This window comes from Saccharothrix espanaensis DSM 44229 (assembly GCF_000328705.1).
GTDB classification, from domain to species: Bacteria; Actinomycetota; Actinomycetes; order Mycobacteriales; family Pseudonocardiaceae; genus Actinosynnema; species Actinosynnema espanaense.
The window spans coordinates 6,306,303-6,327,975 of record NC_019673.1; the positions used below are offsets into that span (position 1 = coordinate 6,306,303).

12 protein-coding genes and 1 pseudogene are annotated in these 21,673 nt (G+C 70.9%); 2 read left to right on the forward strand and 11 right to left on the reverse strand.

What is annotated here, in order from left to right:
* Window positions 1–17 precede the first annotated feature (17 nt).
* On the forward strand, window positions 18–1,691 hold the full coding sequence (locus BN6_RS27225) for a transposase (RefSeq protein ID WP_331712603.1): 1,674 nt from the start codon (window positions 18–20) through the stop codon (window positions 1,689–1,691).
* On the opposite strand, the pseudogene BN6_RS49775 reads toward BN6_RS27225, so the two are convergent.
* The 5 genes and pseudogenes from BN6_RS49775 to BN6_RS49135 form a co-directional block, all read right to left on the reverse strand.
* Window positions 1,639–1,864, reverse strand: a pseudogene (locus BN6_RS49775) (response regulator); the annotation flags it as partial. The gene BN6_RS27225 and the pseudogene BN6_RS49775 overlap by 53 nt on opposite strands.
* 375 nt (window positions 1,865–2,239) lie before the next feature.
* The gene (locus tag BN6_RS42490) at window positions 2,240–2,746 is read right to left on the reverse strand and encodes a hypothetical protein (RefSeq protein ID WP_148303032.1); all 507 of its coding nucleotides are present in this window, start codon (window positions 2,744–2,746) and stop codon (window positions 2,240–2,242) included.
* Between the two features lie 228 nt (window positions 2,747–2,974).
* Complete coding sequence (locus BN6_RS27235; protein ID WP_231904758.1) at window positions 2,975–3,400, reverse strand: hypothetical protein; 426 nt, start codon at window positions 3,398–3,400, stop codon at window positions 2,975–2,977.
* Between the two features lie 119 nt (window positions 3,401–3,519).
* Complete coding sequence (locus BN6_RS48105; RefSeq protein ID WP_015103021.1) at window positions 3,520–4,263, reverse strand: hypothetical protein; 744 nt, start codon at window positions 4,261–4,263, stop codon at window positions 3,520–3,522.
* Window positions 4,260–5,201, reverse strand: coding sequence for a tyrosine-type recombinase/integrase (locus BN6_RS49135; RefSeq protein ID WP_015103022.1), 942 nt, complete (start codon window positions 5,199–5,201; stop codon window positions 4,260–4,262). The genes BN6_RS48105 and BN6_RS49135 overlap by 4 nt, the downstream gene beginning before the upstream one ends.
* Window positions 5,202–5,819: 618 nt before the next feature.
* Between BN6_RS49135 and BN6_RS27250 the strand changes: the two genes are divergently transcribed.
* The gene (locus BN6_RS27250; protein WP_148303033.1) at window positions 5,820–7,058 is read left to right on the forward strand and encodes a lanthionine synthetase LanC family protein; all 1,239 of its coding nucleotides are present in this window, start codon (window positions 5,820–5,822) and stop codon (window positions 7,056–7,058) included.
* A 216-nt stretch (window positions 7,059–7,274) separates the two neighbouring features.
* Here BN6_RS27250 and BN6_RS48115 read toward each other — a convergent pair whose 3' ends face one another.
* From BN6_RS48115 to BN6_RS27270, 6 genes are all read right to left on the reverse strand, one after another.
* Complete coding sequence (locus BN6_RS48115) at window positions 7,275–8,528, reverse strand: tyrosine-type recombinase/integrase (protein ID WP_197540199.1); 1,254 nt, start codon at window positions 8,526–8,528, stop codon at window positions 7,275–7,277.
* 273 nt (window positions 8,529–8,801) lie between these two features.
* A complete protein-coding gene (locus BN6_RS48120; protein ID WP_015103025.1) occupies window positions 8,802–9,704 on the reverse strand; it encodes a hypothetical protein in 903 nt (300 codons plus the stop codon).
* Window positions 9,697–10,110, reverse strand: coding sequence for a site-specific integrase (locus BN6_RS48125; protein WP_015103026.1), 414 nt, complete (start codon window positions 10,108–10,110; stop codon window positions 9,697–9,699). Before BN6_RS48125 ends, BN6_RS48120 begins: the two co-directional genes overlap by 8 nt.
* Window positions 10,111–10,113: 3 nt before the next feature.
* On the reverse strand, window positions 10,114–10,899 hold the full coding sequence (locus BN6_RS48130; protein ID WP_015103027.1) for a tyrosine-type recombinase/integrase: 786 nt from the start codon (window positions 10,897–10,899) through the stop codon (window positions 10,114–10,116).
* A gap of 586 nt (window positions 10,900–11,485) precedes the next feature.
* A complete protein-coding gene (locus BN6_RS27265) occupies window positions 11,486–17,242 on the reverse strand; it encodes a MupA/Atu3671 family FMN-dependent luciferase-like monooxygenase (protein ID WP_015103029.1) in 5,757 nt (1,918 codons plus the stop codon).
* On the reverse strand, window positions 17,239–21,630 hold the full coding sequence (locus BN6_RS27270) for a type I polyketide synthase (RefSeq protein WP_015103030.1): 4,392 nt from the start codon (window positions 21,628–21,630) through the stop codon (window positions 17,239–17,241). The genes BN6_RS27265 and BN6_RS27270 overlap by 4 nt, the downstream gene beginning before the upstream one ends.
* Window positions 21,631–21,673 lie beyond the last annotated feature (43 nt).

Sequence of the window (21,673 nt, forward strand, 5' to 3'; positions counted from 1 at the left end):
GTGCCACTTCACAGTCGGTGCCCACCGCTGAAGATGCTCTTCCCGGTCCACCCCGCACCACCGGCAGCCGTTGGGGTTGGGTACCGGATCCTCATCGCTCTCGTGCATCACATCACCCCTCCGTCCAGGTAGTTGTACCGCGCGGGTACGACATTTCCAGGACTTGCGGCCAAGAGCGACCCGAGTCCGTCTGCGGAGTTCCGAAGCACCTGGACCTGCGCGGTTCCCACTGCGCGCCACCACTGCGGTTCTATATCACTGAAATCATCACTACTTCTGATCTCAGGTCTGCGACCCAGGCGGAACGCCGCCCTCCCCGAGGACCTTCGCCACTGCCGGCCGAAGCGCACGTCCGGGCCGCTGGCCCAACCCCGCACGCCCGGTATCCGGTCCGGGCCCTATCGCACGGCCTCCTTCGACGGCTGCAGCTCGATCAAGATCCCCGACACCGCCCGCAACCGGGCCTGACTCGATTCCCCGGGCAACGGCGGCCACCCCTGGTGGAGCTGATGACACTGGTCGAGACCGGCACCAGAGCGCTGATCGGCGCGGTGTTCGGTCCCACTCGAGAGGGCGAGACCGACTACACCAGACGCCTGCTGCACCTTCTCACCCCGGACATGGTGGTGTTGTGGGACAAGAGCTTCGACAGCAACGCCTTCCTCGCCCAGGTGCACGCCACCGACGCGAGGATCCTAGGGCGGCTGCGCAACAACCGGCGCATCCCCGTCCTGGCCCGTCTCGTCGACGGCTCCTACCTGTCGACGATCGGCGCCGTGCGGGTGCGGGTCGTCGACGCGCGGATCACCGTGACCGCGGCGGGCGGGACCACGTTCACCGGGACCTACCGGCTGGTCACGACCCTGACCGACGCCCGCCGCCACCCGGCCGCCGCCCTGGTCGCCCTCTACCACCAGTGGTGGGAACACGAATCGGCGTACTACGCCCTGCGCCACACGATCACCGCCGGACGAGTCCTGCGCTCGGGCGACCGGCCCGGGCTCGAGCAGGAGATGTGGTCCCTGCTCACGCTCTACCAACTCCTGCGCACCGCCATGGTCAACGCCGTGGAATCCCGGCCCGGCACCGATCCGGACCGCTGCGGATTCATCATCGCCGTGCACGCCGCCCGCGACCAAGTCGTCCAGGCGACCGGAATCATCGCCGACAGCAACGAGAAATCCGGGGTCATCGCGCATCTTCTCCTGGCCGCACTCCTTCCGCCCCGACGCCCACGCGTGAGCACCCGCAAGGTCAGATCCCCGATCTCCCGCTACAGCGACCGCCGCGACGACGGCACACCCGACCGAAGCCGCACCGTCACCGCCCTCGACATCAGCGTCCTGGAACCCTGGAGCTGCAGCCCGCTGCCCACCGCCTCTCGGGACGACCGCAATATCACCCCTGCCGAGCGTCGCAGGCATCGGATTCTGGTCCTGTTACAGGAAGATTCCACCCGTCTCCGGCGACCTCGCGACATCGCGGTCCACTTCGGTGACATCACCCTCGACACCATGTACAGACGGGCTGGCCCGATGGGCCGACAGCGGACTCATCCACAAGATCGGCCCCAGCCTCTACGCCGCCACGACATGGTCACCGACTTCCTTGCAGGAGCACGGAAATCCTTAACTACGCCGCACCCGTGTCCAAGCCCTCGGCCTCGTCCCACTCGCCGTCCTTGGCCGTGAGCATCAGGATCGGCGTCCACATCTCGGCGGCCCGCAGCCGCGCGCACACCCGATAGCCGTTCAGCCCCGGCAGCATCACGTCCAGCACGATCACGTCGTAGGCGTTCCGCATTGAGCCCGCGGACGAGAAGGCCCGCAAGTCGCCGGTCGTTCTCCACCACCAGTACCCGCATACCGCCAACTATGCCGCACCTGGGACGCCGTACCTGAAGGTCATTTCAGGTACGCTCAGGTCCTTTCAGGTGTGATCGAGCAAGCTGGCTAGCGCAGCACACCGAAATCAGACGCAACAACAGTCGGAGCAGAACCCTGTTCCAATCTGTCGGCGATGACGTCGAAGATGCATGGATGTGTCACCATAGTCGGGATTCAAAAAGGGAAAGTGACAGGCGCTTGATGTTCAAACCGGACAACGCCCTGACGGCCACGACGTGGACGTTACTGTCGGCAAGATCGACGAGAACAACGAGCCCCTTATCACTCGTCGGTGTCGTGCCAGGTCACGCCGTCGGGCGTGTGCCACCGGTGGTGAGCCGAGCTTCGAACAGTCAGGAGACCTTGATCTCCAGCAAGATCGCCGGACCTTTACCCTCCTGGTCGTCGGCGACCCCGATGCCGGTCCAGATGTCCTTGACACCCGACTTGTTCTCGATCTTGTCGTCCACCTTGGCGACCACGTCGACCCGGCGCTCGGCCAACCCGTTGAACTGGAAGGTGTCGGGGATCTCGACCTCCAACCGGCCACTGGGCCCGGTGGCTTTGAAGCAGTAGTGCCCGCGCCAGGCGACGTCCTTGTCCAGGGTGGCGTTGGACCGCCGTACCTCGATCAGCCCCGGACTGCCGCACGTGGTCATCACGAGACGGCCGTCGCCGCGGATCACACGGATGTTGCGCTGTTCCCAGACGACGTCCGCCCCAGGGTAGGAGAAATCCTCCACCAGCGAGGACTGGGCGTCGGCGGCGGTCTGCGCGCCGGCGATCGCCAGCGCTCCTCCCGTCGCCATTACAGCGCCCACTACGCCGACGAGGAGAACACCGCCGATCATCAACACCACACCCCGTTACAACAGATTGCCGGAGGGGTTCGCACGGCTACTGCCGAATGCGGATCGAACCCCGTTTGAAGCAGAATCAGGAGAACACACTCGCCGGCCGGCCGGGACATGACGATGCCCACAACGTCAATCGCCTTCCATCTGTCCGCGCCCAGGCCCGAAAAACGCGGCTCGAATAGTCTAACGCGCAGGAGGTCTACACATTCCGCAGTAGGCCAACCTATTACCTCAAGGCAGTGAAGGGAAGACATCCTCCCATGACTTCAACGGTTCAGGCAGTTGTTCGCCGTAGGCCCGGTGCGCCAGTTTCAGGCCGGGGCGCAGGAAATCCTTGGCGATGCGCAGACGCAGGATCTCGGAGCGTTCCAGCGTCATCCACCGCTTGGCCAGTGCCCGGGCCTGTTCGACCGGCATCGGCAGCTCCCGGATCAGCACGTCGGTCATCCGGTGCGGGTCGAGCAACTCGACGTCCGGATTCGGCGGCACCTGCCCCAGCAGGTCGGAGGACAGGTGCAGGGCTCGGTACGTCTTCTCCCGGTGGTCGAAGTCGCCTGCGGCGATCGCCGTGTCCACGGCGTAGTCGTACGCCCGCGCGACGAGCGTCCAGTCCTCTCGGGACAGTCCTGCGGCGTCGTGCATGATGTCGGCGGTCAACAGCTGCACCACGGCGAGCCACTCCTGCGTCCCCAGTTCGGACCGGGCAGGTGATCCGCCGGATAGACGCGTGGCGAGGCTCCGCAGGTCGAGTTTGACCAGCTCGTCCGGACTGACCATCAGAACCTCACCCCCGCCGCGGCGAACGCGTCCAACCCGATCTGGAGGCTTTCCAGGGAGGGCCAGAAGTGGCCGCTGTGGTTGGTGATCTTCAGCCCGAAGTACCCGATCTGGGCGTTGCCGCCGATGGATGCCTCGCCCGCCGCGCGCACCGGTGCCCCGCGGGTGAGGACCGAGTGCGAGATCTCGCCGGCTCCGTCGATGTTCTTGGGCACGACCACCAGACTGCCATCCTCGCGGACCGCCCACTTGACCACGACGTTGTCGATGACGACGTCGAACTCCGCTGTGCCGGGGGCGACCGGCTTGACACCCAGCCGGTCCGCTTTCGCGAGCTCCTCGGCCAGTCCCTCTGGCATCTTGACCGCGGTGCAACGCGGCGCGCATGGTCGAGGGTGTCCCGTCAGGGAAGTGCCCCATGCGGTGCAGGACATTCCAGGCAGATGGTCCGACGAACCGGTTCGCGTCCCTCTTGCCTGGCCGCATGGCCGCTTCACCCCGCGCGTCTCGTGCCCGTGGTGGATCAGCGCCGCCGGGGCGAGGTCGGCCAGGGCGACGCCTTGGACGGTGAGGGCGCAGCACACGTCGAACACCGCTTCGCGGCGGTGTAGCCAGGACATGTCGTGTGCGGCAGCGAGTTCGGCGAACTTGTCGAGCAACGGGTCGGCCTGGGCAACGATGAAGAAGGAGGCGTAGTCGGTGAACAAGTTCGTGCGGAGGGCCAACAGGGTCGGCTGGATCACGCGGAGGCAGAACAGCGACCGCAGACCCGGCCCGTAAGCGAGCCCTGTGGTGCGCCGTGACCCAGTGAGTTGACCTGGATCTCGGCCCGTCCCAGAGGGCTGGAGTCCCAGCGTTGTTGCCAGGTGTCGCCGTCGAACTCGGTCAGGTAGGTAAGCACTTGACGTGTCGCCTGACCACGCTGCTGACGCGTGACCTCGGCGCCGTCCCAGGTCGCGATGGCGAGCCGGGCGATGGCTTCGATGCCGGTGGTGCTCAGGTCACCGTGCGGGCGTGGCGGCGCTGTGACCACCGCCGCCTCCGCCTTGATCTTGCCGGACACGAACCGGCTGGCGAAGCCGAGTTCGGCGATGACCGGGCCGTGACGCCTGCTGAGCCCAGTCGTCGGGCGGACCCCCTGCTCAGCCACCGAACACCGCCTGAATGTCGGCAGCGGCGTAGCCCAAAGGTATTGGCGCTCCGGTCGCGGCCGGGCGTAGTGCTCGGTGAGCTTGTCGAACAGCTCTTCCACACCGACGGCGAGGTAGCGGCCCGTGGTCTGGATGTTCGCGTGCCGCAGGATCGCCTGGACCTCCGGCAGGGTGAGCTTCCCGCTGTTGGCCATGCGGCTGACGGCGGTGTGGCGCATGTCGTGCAAGGTCCAGTTCGTGCCCAGCCGGGCGTTCGCCCGTTGCAGCACCCGTCGCATCGCCGAGTAGCCGAGCGGACGATTCTCACCGCGGCGAGTCCGCCAGACCGGTTCACCGGTGGCCGGTGTCCCGATCTCGTCGAAGTAGAGCGCGAGCCGGACGAACGCCTGCGGCGAAGCCGGGACCGCCTCCCGCTCGCGGCTGCCCTTGGACACCACGTAGATCCGCCGGCCCACCCAGTCGACATCCTCGGGCCGGACACCGAGCAGTTCGGTGGCACGGGCACCGCTGGTGACGAAGAACTCCAGCACGATCGGGGATCGACCTCGGTGGACGATCGGCCACCCGCTGCCGAAGGCGCGCTCGCCCGACGACCAGCTTGGGTTCCAGCGGGCTCAAGTGCGCCAGCGCACGACGCCGCTGCGGCGAGGATGGAACCGGATTGACCACGGGACCACGGCCATGATGCCCGTGGTACTCGTAGAAGCCGCTGACCGACGACAACGCGTGGTTGATGGTGGTTGCGGCGTAGCCCGCCCGCAGGCTGGCCTTCCCCGTACGCAGATCGACGGCTCCGGGCTCGGTCGATCCAGGTCGACGACGACGCTGCGGATTCGCCGCAGTACGCAACCACCCGACCAACACCGCGACCTCAGACTCCGTCGCCTGCTCCCACCGCACGCCGAGCAACCACAGCAGCCTTCTCTGCACCAAGCAAGAGGACACGCCGGGTTGATCGGTTCAGATGCTCAAGGAGCCGTCGTCTCGCCTTCACATCCGCACCGTGCCACCAGACGATCGCACAGCGTCCTGTAATGCCGATGGAGTGCCACTATTGACGGGTGATCTTGCGTAGCGCTGAGACATGCCAGCGTGTTGCTGGTGCCGCGTGGCGGTGGGTGTTAGACCAGGTGCGGTGGGAGGATGGGTTGTGGATCCCGGAATCGGTGTCCGGTCCGCTGGTGCCGCAGTACCGGGACGGCATGTACTACGGGGTCGGCGGTCTGGCTCATGCGCTGATCGAGATCCGGCTTTCTCGTCCGTGGACTGCTGAAGAGCAGCGCGTAGCGGACGCCGTCGTTGAGCGGCTGCGCGGTGCGGTGTCCACCACGACCGACTACAGCTTCTTCAACGGGCTGGTCAGCACGATCGGTGTGCTGACCGCGCTCGATGCTGCCGGAGCGGATGCGGCCGTGGACCGGCTGATGGTGCTCGCCGCACCTGATGGCTGGCCTCAGACATCCCTTGGCCCACCGCGGTTCCTGCCCGGCACCCGCGTCCACGATGTGGTGCTGGGCACGGCCGGAGTCCTGCTGGGCGCATTGTGGGCGGGGCGAATGAACGTGGCGGGCGCGCACGCCCTCGCAGAACACGCCGTCGGCGTGCTCATGGCCGAGCGGGAGGAGGAACAGACCGGGGTCAACTGGCGTGACGTACCCCAGCGCTTCCGCACCGATCCCGGCGGGCAGGCGCCCAACTTCTCGCACGGTCTCGCGGGCATCGCGACGACGCTCGCGCTGGCCGGTGCCGAGCTCGACCGGCCGGACCTGATCTCGGCCGCGGTAAGCGGTGCGGAACATCTGGTGGCACTGGGCAAGACGGACGGTCCAGGTTTCGTCGTGCCTCGCCGCATACCCGGCAACCATGCCGACGAGGACGAGTTCAGCTACGGCTGGTGCCACGGCCCCACCGGGACTTCGCTGCTCTTCCTCGCCCTGCATCGAGCCGGCGTGGCGGAGGTGGCCGGTGCGCCGCCGCTGGTGTGGCACCGCCGGTGCCTGCACAGCGTCCGCACGTCTGGTCTGCCATCGCGCCTTTACCCCGGCTTCTGGGACAACGACGGACGTTGCTGCGGCACTGCGGGCGTAGGCGAGGTGTTCCTGGACTCTTGGCATCGCAGCGGCGACCCGGACGACCTGGAGTTCGCTCTCCAGTTGGCAGACACCCTGGTCGACAATGCCGTGGTCGAGGGATCTCATGCCTACTGGCGGTTCATCGAACACCGTGCACCAGCTCCCCTGCTTCCGGCGGGAGTTGGCTGGATGCAGGGTGCAGCCGGGATCGCCGCATTCCTCCTCCGTGTCAGTCGCGTCATGCAGGCAGGGCCGAAGGCCGCACCGATTCCCCGCATGGACAACTGGTGGACACTGCCCAGCGTGAGCCCATAGCGCCATCTTCGGTTTGGCACGGCTGATTCGACGGTCTTCGTCAGCTCTCAGGCGGATTGGCCCCGGCACGAGTCAGCCGGCCGGGAGCGATCCGTCTGGCTCGGTCATTGGACTGCGCCGACGGCGGGCATGCCGAGGTCGACCTGGCGGGTGATCCGGGTGAGCCGCAGGGCGTCGGCGCGCTTGTCGCGCAGGCACTGGAGTGTGCGGTCGATCTCAGGTCGACCTCACTCGCCGGGTCGCCGGAGTCGGCTGGATGCTGGGGATGCCGAGATTGACAGGCGCGATGCGGGCCAGTCGGTTGGTCTCCTCCCGTTTCTGTCGGAGGAGGGCAAGGGTGAGGTCGATGCCCTCGACCTCACCCAGCCAACTCTCACGTTCCGCCCGAGCGCGGCGGGCCAGTAGGTCCTCTTCGATCTCGTCGAGCCGTGGCAACATTTTTGGGTTGATTGCGAGCATTGGGCAACGCAAACATGAATGCTCATGCCGGCAAGGGGTCCCATATGGTCGCGTGCAGCCGCCCAGCCCAACCTTACGCTTGTCGAAATGCTCTTCGAACTCTGACCACTCTTGCTCGGTGACGTCCCGGTATTCATCGCTCGGGCGAGAATTGCGGCGTCGGCCAATAAATTCCTGATAGTGATGGACGACGTCTTCGTTGAACACTGCGACGTAGCCTCGTGTGGTTTCGAGATTCAAGTGGCCGAGCAGGGCCGCGCCGATGTGGATCGGCAGCCCGTTGTTCACAAGCTCAGTCGCGAACAATCTCCGGAAATCGTGAGGAGTGAAGCAGGTCGTGAGGAAGCCTGGATGGCGCTCGGCGAGCTCCTCGCACCGGCGTCGCAGCATGTTCACCACGGTGGCGGGCGAGATGACGTCCTGGTTGGTACCGATCTCGCGTTGGAACAGGTACGGCATCGCCGGGCTGGCCTGGCGCTCGTGCGGGTCGTAACGCGGCAGCAACGGGATGGCACGGCCGTCCTGGGTGTGACGACGGATGATCGCAGCGGCGATGCTGAATAGCTCGGCGGACATGGGGATGACACGTTCGCGGTCGCTCTTGGAGGGGGCGATCACGAGCAGCGCGATGATTTCGCCATTGGGGCGCTGGTATTGCCGGACGCTGAGGTGGGTGAGCTCCAGTGCCTCCTCGATTCGGATGCCGGTGTGTCGAAGGACTTCCACGATCGCCCACTCGAAGAACGCGGCGTCTTCGGCGGCTGCGACGTTGACGTGTTTTCCGGATGTCTGGTCTAGGACGCGTACGTTCTCCTTGCCACCGAGCCTGATCCGCCGCTCGTCGACCCGGCTCCACAAACGCTCGTAGGCGCGGCCGTCGAGAGTGATCACCTCCCCGCCGCCCGCGGTGTCGGCGCGCTCCAGCAGCGCGCGGAGGTGCTCGTAGCGGGCCTCCATGTATCCCACGAGTGTGTCCAGCAATGGTTGGCGCTGGCGGGTGCGGTCGTCCATTCGTTCTTTGACACGCCGCTTGCGGACCCCGAACCCGCGGACCTCCGCGTCACCGGCGGGGCAGGGCGCCACCCAGACCGCCCAGTGCTCGGGTTCGGCGGCCGCCCAGGCTTGCAGGTCGGAGTAGAAGGCCCGGATGGCGCGCAGGATCGGCTCGAACTCGCGGCGGCCCTTGCGGTCCGCACGGACCGCGACCTGCTCGCGCCACGTCCTGTAAAGCTCGGCGTCGATGCGCAGGTCCGCCTGCCCGGGGGCGAGTCTCTCGACAGTGGATCAGAAGTGGCTGGCCAGGTGCCGGGAAAGGTTGTCCAGCGTCGAGTAGTCCAGTTCGGGTCGGCGGCGCTCCAGGTAGGCGATCAGCAGCTGCCGGATGCCGGATTGGCGAATCGGGTAACGGTCGACCATCTCCTCGACGGTCAACCGGCCGGTCAACAACGCCGCCTTCAGCGTCGACGGTCCCTGCGGTGGGAAGTGCCCCATGGCGTGCAGCGCCTGCCAGGCCAGATGCCCTGGAAACCGGCTGCCGGCACCGCGCGCCCCGAGCACCAACCCCTGACGGCGGCACTCCCAGGCGTAGTGCAGCAGGGCCGCAGGGGTCAGATCGGCCAGGGCGATGCCCTGGGTGGTCAGGGCGACGGCCACGTCGAACAACGCGGTGCCGTGGTGGACCGGGTTCACCTGCGTGGCCTGCACCTGCGCCCAGAACCTGTCCAGCAGAGGGTCGTTCTGGGCGACAAGGAACCGCTTCCCGTAATAGAGAAACTGGTTGGATCGGAACGCCTCCAGCGACGGCTGGATGACGCGCAGGCAGAACAGGCACGCGGCGCCGGTCCCGATCTGGCTCCTCTCCCTCGGCGCCGATCGCAGGACCGAGACGGGGCGCGCTGGCTCGTTGAACCCGCTGGCCTCCCACCGCTCCTGCCAGGTCTCGCCGGGGAACCCACTCAGGTGCTGAAGAAGGTCCCGTGTGCCACGGCTTCGACGCCAGCGGTTGTCCGCCGACTTCGTCGGCCAGCTCGTGCGCACCGCCTGCGTGATGTCCTCAATGGAGGCGCGCGTCAGTTCCCCTTGAGGGCGCGGAGGGACCGCTGGCGGAGGCGCGGGGGCGGCGTTCACGCTGACGAAGCGGCTGATGCCCTTCTTGCTCTGGAGGGTCGCGCCGCCGAGGTCAGGCACCGAACACCGCCTTGATGTCGTCGGGGTCGTAGCCTGCGGTGTAGACGCGCTGCGGGCGGGGCCGGTTGTAGTGCTCGGTGAGCTTGTCGTGCATGTCCTCCACCCGCGCGGTCAGGTACCGGCCGGTGGTGTCCAGGTGCGCATGACGCAGGATCGTCTGCACCTCGGCGAGCGTGAGCCGCTCGTCGCCGGCCATCCTGGTGGCCGCCGTATGCCGGGCGTCATGCAAGGTCCAGTTGGTGCCCAGCTTCTCGTTGGCCCGTTGCAGGATGCGTCGCATCGCCCAGTAGGTCAGCGGCCTCTGGCCCCCGCGCCGGGTGCGCCAGACCGGCTGGCCTGGCGCTGGAAGCCCATCGACGGCCAGATAGCTGCCGAGATAGCGGAAGGCGTCCGGGGACGCCGGCACGGCTCACCGCTCCCGGGTTCCCTTGCTGATCACGTAGACGAGCTGGCCAGCCCAGTCGACGTCCTCCAGGTCGATCCCCAGCAGCTCGCTCGCCCTGGCCCCGGAGGACACGTAGAACTCCAACAGGGCGCGATCGCGGTCGCAGCCCATCACCGCGAACAGCTCGTCCCACCGATGGTCGGGTATCGCGCGCGGGGCCTGCGCCGGAATCCGCTGCCGCAGTCTGGCCCGGCGGAACACCGGCGTCGGCTCCAGAGGAGAGCGGTGTGCCAGAGTCCGCCTGCGCTCAGCCGACACCGGGACGGGGTTGAGCACCGGGCCGGCCCCGAAGCGGGCGTGGTAGCGGCAGTAGCCGCCGATCACGGTGAGCGCGTGGTTGATCGTCCTGGGCGCGTAGCCCGCCCGCAGCGACGGCTTGCCGGTGTTGAGATTCACCGAACCCGGTGGAGCCGAATCGGGCAGTCGGCGGCGCCGCTGCGGATTGGCCGCCTCCCGCAGCCAGCCCACCAGCACCGCGACCTCGGCTTCGGTGGCCTTCTCCCACGGAGTCTCCAATAGCCACAACAGGCGGTGCCACCGCAACAGATCGAACGCGTAGCTTCGGCACGTCAACGGGCTGGCATCTCCCAGCATGAGATCCCGTAGATAGGCGCTGACCGACTTGACCTCGTGCCCGTCGCGGTCCACCACGACGAATGGCAGGTCGGTTCCTCGCCCAGCGACCACAGACCCGACGGCAGGAACAGAGTGCTGTCCCTCCATCAGGGCACGGCGTACATCCTCGACCACACCAACTCCTTGATCCTGATCAGCAACAAGTCGAGCAGCCGGCTCATCTCGGCGTGGAACTCCGCCAGGGATGTCACCTTCGCTCCGTCCAACTCGACATCCATTCCGGTCACTCACTCCCAGTTGGGCAGTTTGGTAGAAGTTCTGATAGTGATCAGCGGTCACGTAGACCAGTCCGTCATTGGAGTACACGAGTCGATGACCGGGCTGCTTGTTGCGGCCTATCCCGCTGTCCAGACCGACGTCGGCTTCGAACCACTCCCGACCGTTCGCACTCGGCAACAGATCTTTCACGAGTCAAGTGACCTGGGCGACCGGCAACGACGTGCTCGTACCTCATCAGCCGCGCGGTCGGCACCACGGCAGACCGGGTTCGAAGATCCATCTGATCGAACGGGCGTCGAGCGGCACTCGCGCGCCAGTTCACCCTCGACCCGGCCGTTCGTCATGACGAAGTCATGACGAACGCGAGGACTACTGCTTCACGTCGCGAAGCTCCGATGACCTGTGGTCCGATGTGAGCGGTTTCGGCGGGGTTCGCGGGCGCGTTCGGAAGGGTGCGACGCGGTCGGTTCGACCGCGCGTGTCACGTCAGACCGTCCTGCTCCCCCAGCACTGCCGACAGCGGCTGGTCGGCCCGGGTCGGCGCGGCCTCCAGGAAGTGGTGGAGTGCACGACTCACGGCGGCCAGGGTGTCCGGGGCGAGGAAGCCCGTGTCGGCGACCAGGTAGCCGGTGAGGCCCTCGGGTCCCCGGGACACGTCGACCAGCAGTTCGAAGTCGCCTGGGGTGGGGGGTAGTTCGACCTCGGTCATCTCGACCTCACCGTCGGCTGTCCACGCCCGCATCGCCTCGCGCATCACCAGCATCACCGGGGTCAGGGGCTGGCGTCCCTGGACGCGGCAGGGTGCGAGTTCCTCCACGACCTTCTCGTACGGGGTGTTCTGGTAGGTCAAAGCTTCCACCGCGCTGTCCCTCGTGCGCCGCACCAGGTCGCGCACGGTGGGGTCGCCCGAGACGTCCACGCGCAGCGGCACGGTGTTGACGAAGAAACCGACCAGCCGCTCGAACTCGACCTGGCCCCGGCCGGCCACCGGGCCGGCGATCACCAGGTCGGTCCGGCCGCTCCAGCGCGACAGGACGGCGCCCAGGGCCGCCAGGAGCACCATGAACAGGGTGCCCTCCTCGGCCCGCGACAACTCGGTCAGCCGCTGGGTGCCTGCCTGGTCCAGCCTGATCCGCTCGACCGTCGTGCCCGTCGTGCCCGTCGTGCCCGTCGTGCCCGTCGTGCCCGTCGTGCCCGTCGTGCCCGTCGTGGCTCCGCCGGGCGGCTCGGGCGGGCGCAGCGGGCGGACGCCGGCCAGTGCCCGCCGCCAGTAGTCGAGCTGGCGGTCCAGCGCGGTCGAGCTGAGCCAGTCCCGTTGCCAGCGCGTGAAGTCCAGGTAGCGCGCGGGCAGTGGCGGCAAGTCCGGTTCCACACCGGTGGCGAAGCAGCGGTACAGGGTGGCCAGGTCATCCTGGAGCACCTCCATGGACCAGCCGTCGGCGGCGATGTGGTGCACCGCCAGGGTGAACAGGTGGTCCTCGGCGGCCAGGCGCAGGACGGCGGCGCGCAGCACCGGGCCCCGCCCCAGGTCGAACGGGCGGTGGGCGAACTCGGCGGCCCAGGCCACCGCGCGGCCCGGGTCGATCCCGTCGCCGTCGACCAGTTCCAGCCCGAAGTCCGAGCCGGAGCGGACGACCTGGCGCAGCTCGCCGCGGCCGTCCAGCCGCAGCACCGTGCGCAGCACCTCGTGCCTGGACACCAGTGCCCGCAGCGCCCGGTCCAGCGCTGTGACGTCGATCGGGCCGCGCATCCGGAACACGCCGGTGATGTGGTGCGGGTCGACGCCCCGCGCCAGTTGGGCGGCCAGGTACATGCGCTCCTGCCCGAACGAGGCGGGCGCGGACTCCAGGTCTCGGATCTCCCCCGCCTGCCCGGCCACGACGTCGGGACCGGCGTCGCCGGTGGCGAGCCGGGGCGGCACGACCGCCGTCGCCCGGCTCGCCCGGTCCTCGGACTCCGCCGCGACGGCCCTGGCCAGGCCGGCGACCGTCGGGGACTGGAAGATCACCCGCAGCGGCAGGTGGGGTGCCAGCTCCCGGCGCAGGCGGGCCACCAGCTGGGTGGCCAGGATGGAGTGGCCGCCCAGCTCGAAGAAGTCCTCGTCGGCGGCGACCTCGGCCACGCCGAGCACGTCCCGCCAGATCGCGGCGATCCGCTCCTCCAACGGCGTCGACAGCGGTGTCCCGCCGACGTTCGGACCCCTCTGCCGGTCCCGCGGTCCGGGCAGCGCAGCGCGGTCGAGCTTGCCGTTGGGGGTGCGGGGCAACGACGGCAGCACGACGACCCGCGTCGGCACCAGGTGCGCGGGCAACACGTCGACCAACGCCGTGCGCACCGCGCCGCCGGTGAGCGGCACTCCCGGTGCCGGGACGACGTAGCCGGACAGCGCCGCCGCCGCCGTGCCGAGCCCGTGCGCCGCCGCCGCGGCCGCCGCCACGCCCGGTACCGCCGACAGCGCCGCCTCGACCTCGCCCAGCTCGATCCGGAACCCGCGCACCTTCACCTGGTGGTCGGTGCGGCCGAGGTAGCGCAGCCGACCGTCCCGACCGAACCGGACGACGTCGCCGGTGCGGTACATCCGGGCGTCGGGCACGGCCGGGTCGGGCGGGAACCGCTCCTCGGTCGCCGCGGGACGGCGCCAGTAGCCCGCCGCGACGCCCGCGCCGGCGATGTGCAGCTCGCCGGGCACGCCGATCGGCACCGGGTCGCCGCGCTCGTCCAGCACGTGCAGCCGGGTGTTGGCCAGCGGCCTGCCGATCGTCACCTCGGTCCCGTCCACCAGGTCGGCGGTGGACCACACGGTCGTCTCGGTGGGGCCGTACATGTTGTGCACCTGCGCCGAGGTGTGTGCGCGCAACTGCCCGACGAGGTGCGGGTCCAGCGCCTCGCCACCGAGCACCAGCACCTCCAGCCCGTCCAGCGCGGCCACGTCGTCCTCGGCGAGCAGCGCCCTGGCCTGGCTCGGGGTGCACTGGAGGTGGGTGACCCCGTGCGCGCGGACCAGTTCCGCGAGCCGGGGTTCCTCCGGTGTCCCGGCGGCGGCGCGGGCGCGGACCTCGGCCAGCGCGGGCAGCGAGTCCAGCACCGCGTCGACGTCCACCCCGAAGTCGATCAGACAGGCCAGCTCGTCGACCCCGGCCGCGCCGAGGGCGTGCGTCAGCGCGGCGCACGAGTCGACCGTCCCGAGCAGCGCGTCACCGCCGAAGTAGCGGGCGCAGGCGTGGTCCAGCAGCGCCTCCCGGTCGTCGTCGCCGAAGTCGGCCGAACGGACGTCCAGCCCCATCCCCTTGGCGAGGTTGGCGATCAGGCCGAGCGACGAGCCCAGGTAGTCGCGGAACGGTCGCCAGGCCCGCGCGCGGACCTCCTCGTCGTCGGCCCCGACGAAGGTGTGCAGCATCAGGGTCACGTGCCCCCGGCCGACGTGCCCCGCGGCCCGCCACGCCTCGCGGTAGGCCGCGATCTTCCCGGTCAGCTCGGGTACCGACTGGCCGAGCAGGTGGGTGAGCAGGGCCGCGCCGCGCTCGCCCGCGACGCGGCAGGTGTCGACGCTGCCGGATGAGGTGAGCCAGACCGGCAGCTCCCGGGTGACCGGGCGCGGCAGCACCGAGACGCCCAACTCGCGCCCGCCGGGGGCGGTGAAGGGCACCTCCTCGCCACGCCACAGCGCGCGCACCCGGTCCATCCCCTCCACCGTGAGCCGGTGCCGGTCGGCGTAACCCTCCGGGTTGAACACGAAGTCGTCCAGGTGCCAGCCGGAGGCGAACGACACCCCGACGCGGCCCCCGGAGATGTTGTCCACCACCGACCACTCCTCGGCCACGCGCACCGGGTGGTGCAGCGGCAGCACCACGCTGCCCGCGCGCACGTGCACCCGTTCGGTGCGCGCGGCGACGGCCGCGGCCAGCACCGAGGGGGCCGGGAACGGGCCGCCGAACTCGTGGAAGTGCCGTTCGGGCAGCCACACCGCCGTGAAACCGTTGCGGTCGGCGAACTCCGCGCCGGAGAACAGCAGCCGGTACTGCTCGGGACCGGGCTCGGTCGAGGCGCTGGAGAAGTAGAACAGGCTCAGCTCCGGCCCGCGCCGGGCACGGGTGTCCGGCGCGAGCACCACGCGGTGGCCCCGGCTCACCGTCCACAGCAGCTCCAGCACCGAGATGTCGAACGACGCGCTGGTGACCGCCAGCCACGTGGCCGGCGCGCCGCCGCCCAACCGGTCGTCCATGGCGCGCAGGAAGTTGCGCAGGTTCCCGTGGGTGAGCACGACGCCCTTGGGCGTGCCGGTCGAACCGGAGGTGTAGATGAGGTAGGCCGTCTCCTCCGCCGCCGGATCGGCCCACCCGTTCGGGGCGCCGCCCCCGGTGTCCGCTTGCGCGGTGGACCGGTCGACGTGCAGAACGGGCACGTCGCTCAGCGCGCGCCCGGCGGTGGGCTCGTGCACCAGCACGAGGGCCAGCTCGGCGTCCTTCGCCATGTACCGCAGGCGTTCCTCGGGGTAGGCCGGGTCCAGCGGCACGTAGGCCGCGCCCGAGCGCAGCACCGCGAACATGGCCACCACCAGGTCCGCGGTGCGGCGCAGCACCAGACCGACCCGGCTGCCCGGTCCGACGCCCGCGGCGCGCAGCGCGCCCGCCAGGACCTCGACCCGGTCGGCCAGGTCGCGATAGGTCAGCTCGTGCTCGTCGATGATCAACGCGACCTCGTCCGGCCGGGTGGCCGCCTGGCCGGACAGACCGCTCAGCACCCCGTCCGCCGGTTCGGCCGCGGTGCGGTTCCAGTCGGCCAGCGCCGCGAGTTCCCGCGCGGTCGGCAGCAGCAGCCGGGACAGCGGGAGGTCGGGGTCGGCCGCCGCCCGCCGCAGGAACTCCACCAACAGCTCGGCCATGGCCGCCGCGGTCCCGGCGTCGAAGAGGTCGGTGCTGTACTCCAGCACCCCGACGACCTCCCGCCCCTCCTTGGCGAAGTCGGCCGCCAGGTCGAAGCGGGCGTGCCCGTAGTCCACGTCGACCGACGCCACCCGCACGCCGGGCAGGTCGTAGTCGACGTCGGGCACGTTGCGGAAGCCGAACTGGACCTGGAACACCGGGGCGTGGCCGACGTCGCGCACCGGGCGCAGCTCGCGGACCAGCCGCTCGAACGGCAACTGGTCGTGGGCCAGCGCGCCCAGCACCGTCTCCCGGACCCGCCCGAGCAGGTCGGTGAAGCACGGGTCGCCCGCCAGGTCGGTGCGCAGGACCAGACTGTTGACGAACATGCCGACCAGGTTCTCCACCTCCGGCAGCCGCCGGCCCGCCACCGGCGTGCCCACGACCACGTCGTGCTGCCCGGACCAGCGCGACAGGACCGCCTTCCAGCCGGCCAGCAGCACCATGAACAGCGAGGCGTTGGCGGCTCGCGCCATCCGCTCGACCTGCTCGGTCAGCCCGGGGTCCAGCCGGACGTGCACCCGGCCGCCGCGACCGGTGGGCACGGCGGGCCGGGGCCGGTCGGCGGCGGGTTCCAGCAGTGGCGGCGCGTCCGCCAGGCGGTCGCGCCAGTAGGCGATGTCCCCGGCGAGCGCCGCGTCGGTCAGGGTCTCCTGCTGCCAGGCCGCCCAGTCGGCGTAGCGCAGCGGCGGCACCGCCGGTTCCGGGCCGCCCAGGAGCGCGGCCCGGTAGCCCGCCGCGACCTCCCGCACCAGCACGGCCCGCGACCAGGCGTCGCCGACCAGGTGGTGGTTGACCACCAGCAGCAGGGCGTGCTCGGGCGAGGTGCGCAGGAGCACCGCGCGGAACAGCGGACCGGTGGCCAGCGGCAGGGGGCGGGCCGCCTCCCGTGCGGCCAGCCGGGTCAGCAGCTCCTCGGACGCACCCGGCGCGTCGACCACGACCAGCCGGAAGCCGGTGCCCGGCAGCACGCGCTGGACCGGGACGCCGTCGTCCTCGGCGACGACCGCGCGCAGCACGTCGTGCCTGGACACCACCCCGGCCACCGCCCGCTCCAGGGCGGGCACGCTCAGCGGGCCGGTCATCCGCAGCACGCCGTACTCGTTGGAGGCCGCACCGCCGGGCTGCAACTGCTCCACGAACCACAGGCGCTGCTGCCCGAACGACAGCGGCGCGGGTTCGTCCGGGTTCCGGCGCGGGATGACCGGCCCGGACGAGGTGCGCGCGGCGGCCGGCGAACGGCGGATGCGGCGCCCGAACTCGGCGCGCTGCTCGTCGGTGAGCCGCGCCAAGCGGTCTCCGGTGGACTCGGTCACGAGCGCTCCAACTGGTCCAGCACGGCTTCCTCCACCATGGTCGCCAGCCCGGCGACGGTCGCGCCCTCGAAGAACACCCGGACCGGGATCTCGATCTCGTACGCGGCCCGCACCCTGGCCGCCAACTGCGCCGCCATCAGCGAGTGCCCGCCCAACTGGACGAAGTTGTCGTTCACGCCGACGTCGTCCACACCCAGCAGCTCCTGCCACAGCTCGGCGAGCTGCGCCTCCAGCTCGCCCCGCGGCGCGACGTACGGTTCGGCCAGGTCGGGGCGCGGTGCGGTGGTCACACCGCCGCCGGTGGACCACGGCCCGTCCGCACCGAGGTCCAGCGGCTCGCCGATCCCGGCCCGCGCGACCAGCACGTGGCCGCCGCGCCCGGCCAGCAGCGCCTCGAACGCACGCACCCCCTGCGCGGTGGTCAGCGCGCGCGCCAGCACCTCCTCGTACGCGGCGCGGAGGTCGCCGGGCACCTCGGCGTCGCGGAGCATCCCGGTCTCCCCCCAGGTGTCCCAGGCCGCGGACAGCACGAGCCGCCCGTCCGACCGGCTTTCGGCCAAGCCGTCCAGGTAGGCGTTGGCGGCCGAGTAGTCGCATTGGCCGTAGGTGGGCACGACAGCCGCCAGCGAGGAGCACAGCACGACGAAGTCGGCCTCCCCGGGACGCAGCGCGGCGAGCAGGGTGCGCGCGCCGGCGACCTTCGGCGCGAGCACTCCGGCCATCTCCAGGTCGGTGCGCCGTTCCACCGCGCCGCCGCCGGCCACGCCGGCGGCGTGCACGACACCGTCGATGCGGCCGAACCGGGCCCGGACCCGGTCCAGTGCGGCGGTGAGCGCGACGACGTCGGACACGTCGGCCCGCTCGGCGGCCACCGTCGCGCCCGCGTCGGCGAGCGCCCGCACGGTGGGGTGGTCCTCGTGCGCGCTGCGGCTGAGCAGCACGACCGTCGCCCCGTGGCCGGTGGTCAGCCGCTCGGCGAGGGCCGCCCCGATGCCGGTGAGGCCGCCGACGATCAGGTACACGCCGCCCCGGCGCACCGGCAGCGCGGAATCGGCGGGTGGCGCGGTGGCGCGGGCGGGTTCCCGTCGCCACCACCGGTCGCCGCGCAGCGCCAGCACCGGGTCCGTCGCGCCGAGCACGGCGCGGGTCAGCGCGGTGGCGGTCGCCTCGTCCACGCCGTCGGCGTGCGCGGGCAGGTCGAGCTGCACGCAGTCGAGGTTGTGGTACTCGGTGGGCAGCACCAGCACCGGGCCGCTGAGCATGCGGGCGACCGGGTCGGCGTGCTCGGCCCCGGTGACCGCGAACGCGCCGCTGGTGACCACGCCCAGGCGCAGGTCGTGCACGACCCGTTCGGCGGCGACGGCCCTGGCCAAGCGCACCAGGCCGAAGTAGTCGCGGGTGTCGTCGGCCGAGGGTGCCAGGGGCCAGCAGTACAGCACTGTGCTCGGCGTGCGCACGAGTGCGCGCAGCTCGGCGAACAGCTGTCGGTAGTGCTCGGGCCGGGCCGGGTCCAGCTCGTAGACCCCGCGCCGCACCCGCCGGTACTCGGCCCCGGGCAGCACCGTGGTGACGACCTGGCCGGCGGCGGTGAGCACGTCGGCCAGCGCCTGCGCACGGCCGTCCGCGTCGAGGAACAGCAGCCACGCGGAGCGCTTGCCCTGCACGGGCTTCGCGTCGGGCTCGACGGTGGTGGCCCGCCAGCCGAACCGGCCGAGGGTGGCCTCGTCCCCGCCGACCGCCGCCCGCGCCGCGGGTTCCACCCAGTGCCTGCGGTGCTGGAACGGGTAGGTGGGCAGGATCGCGGTCCGCCCGCCGGGGTCGCCCAGCCGGTCCCAGTCGACCGGCACGCCGTGGGCCCACAGGCTGCCGAACGCCAGGCGCGCCGAACCGGGTTCGCCCGCCGCCGACGGCAGCGGCGGGGTGGCGGCGGTCAGGCCGGGCACCTGTGCGGCGTGGACCAGGCCGGTGAGCATCCCGCCGGGACCGGCCTCCACCGCGACGGCGGGCGCGTCCGACCCGCCCAACGCCGTCAGGCCGGCCAGGAACCGGACCGGGGCGCGCATCTGCCGCAGCCAGTAGCTCCGGTCCAGCGCCTCGGTCCCGGTGAGCCAGTCGCCGGTGAGGTTGGACAGCACGGGGATCGTCGGCGGGTGCGGCGTGACCTCCGCCAGCAGCGCGGCCAGCTCCTCCTGCGCGGTGTCGGTGAGCCGGCTGTGGAAGGCGTGCGAGGTGGGCAGGCGCACTCCGCGCAGACCCCGGGTCGCCACCGTCTCCTCGGCGGCCACCACCGCCTCGATCGGACCCGACACCACGGTGCTGCGGGGGCCGTTGACAGCGGCGACGTCCAGCCCGTGCCGCCCGGCCAACTCGGCGGCGGCCTCGGCGTCCAGCGGCAGGGCCAGCATCGCGCCGGGCGGCATCGCGGCCATCAGCCGCCCTCGGCCGGCGACCAGCCGCAGCGCGTCGGGCAGGGTGAAGATCCCGGCCAGGCAGGCGGCGGTGTACTCGCCGAGGCTGTGCCCGAGCAGCGCGGCGGGCGTGACGCCCCAGTGCAGCAGCAGCCGCGCGGCGGCGTAACTGGTGGTGAACACGGCGGGTTGGGTCAGCCGGGTGCGCGACAGCCCGTCGTCCTCGGCCCACAACTCGGCTCGCAGGTCCAGGCCCAGGTGCGGGACGAGCAGGTCGGCGCACTCGTCGACGGCCGCCCGGAAGACCGGTTCCGACCGGTAGAGCCCGGCGCCCATGCCCGGGTACTGCGAGCCCTGTCCGGGCAGCAGGAACACCGGGCGGGCCGGGCCGTCCTCCGCACGGCCGGACGCGACCTTCGCGCGGTCCGCGGTGGACAGGGCGTCGACCGCCGCGGACACGCTGTCCGCGACCACCACCCGGCGGTGGGCCCACTGCCGCCGCCCGGTGCGCAGGGTGTGGGCGACGTCGGCCAGGTGGAGTTCGCCGTGCTCGGCCAGGTGCGCGCCCAGCAGTCCGGTCATCGCCGCCAAGGCGGCGCTCGACGCGGCGGACAGCGGCAGCACCACGGGACCGGTCTCGACGGGGGCACGCGGATCGCGGGCGGGCGCCTGTTCGAGCACGATGTGCGCGTTGGTACCGCCGATGCCGAACGCGCTGACCGCGGCCCGGCGCGGCCCGGTGATCACCGGCCAGTCCTGGAGCCGTCCCGGCACGAAGAACCCGGCACCGACCAGGTCCAGCTCAGGATGCGTCGGGTCGGCGTGCAGGCTGGCCGGAACGCGGCCGTGGCGCAGCATCAGCACCGTCTTGATCAAACCGGTGATGCCCGCGGCTGCGTCGAGGTGCCCCAGGTTGGACTTCACCGAGCCCAGCGCCCTCGGTACGGCCGGCTTGGCCGCGCCGTAGGTCTCGGCGAGCGCGGCGACCTCGATCGGGTCGCCCAGCGGCGTGCCGGTGCCGTGCGCCTCGACGTGGCCGACCGTGGCCGGGTCGACGCCGGCGATGGCCAGCGCCTCCCGGATGACCTCCACCTGCCCCCGGTAGCTGGGGGCCGTGTAACCGACCTTGCGGTGGCCGTCGTTGTTGATGGCCGAGCCGAGCAACACCGCGTGCACCGGGTCGCCGTCGGCGAGCGCGTCGGTCAGGCGCTTGAGCACCACCACCCCGACGCCGTTGCCGAACACGGTGCCGTCGGCCTCGGCGGAGAACGGGCGGCAGCGCCCGGTTGCGGACTCCATGCCGCCCTCGGTGTGCCGGTAGCCCACGCGTGCGGGCACGGTCACGGTCACCCCGCCCGCCAGCGCCACGTCGCACTCCTGGGCCAGCAACGCCTGCGCGGCCAGGTGCACCGCGACCAGCGAGGTGGAGCAGGCCGTCTGCACGCCGACCGCGGGGCCGTGCAGGCCGAGCTGGTAGGCCACCCGCGCGGCGAGCTGGTCGGGCAGGTTGGCCTGCAACACCATCGGCATCCCGTGCGTGGAGACCAGGTCGGGCCGCGGTAGCAGGTTGTGCGCCAGGTAGCTGCTGAACATGCCACCCGCGTACACGCCGGTCCGGCGCGCACCGCGATCCGGGACCAGGCCCGCGTCCTCGACGGCGGTGAGCGCGCACTCCAGGAACAGCCGGTGTTGCGGGTCGAGCAACGCCGCCTCGGCCGCGCTGTAGCCGAACAGCTCGGCGTCGAACCCCTCGACGTCCGACAGCGCGCCCTTCGCCGGGACGTGGGCGGGGTCGCCGGCGAGGTCGGCGGGAACCCCGGCGGCGGCCGGCTCCTGCGGCGTGAAGCGGGTAACCGCCTCTTCCCCCGCCGTGAGCAGCCGCCACAGCGCGGCCACCGAGTCCGCGCCGGGGAACCGCCCGGCCATCCCGACGACCGCCACCCGGTCCGGCTGGTCGTCTGCCTCACTGTGCTGACTCATCGGTGCTACCCCCAGAGCGTTCTCGGGTGGACCCGGTTCGGGT

Excerpts from the sequence above, each read along its gene's own strand:
- BN6_RS27270 (WP_015103030.1), bottom strand. The coding sequence starts at position 21,630 with ATGAGTCAGCACAGTGAGGCAGACGACCAGCCGGACCGGGTGGCGGTC.
- BN6_RS48115 (WP_197540199.1), bottom strand. The coding sequence starts at position 8,528 with ATGGACGACCGCACCCGCCAGCGCCAACCATTGCTGGACACACTCGTG.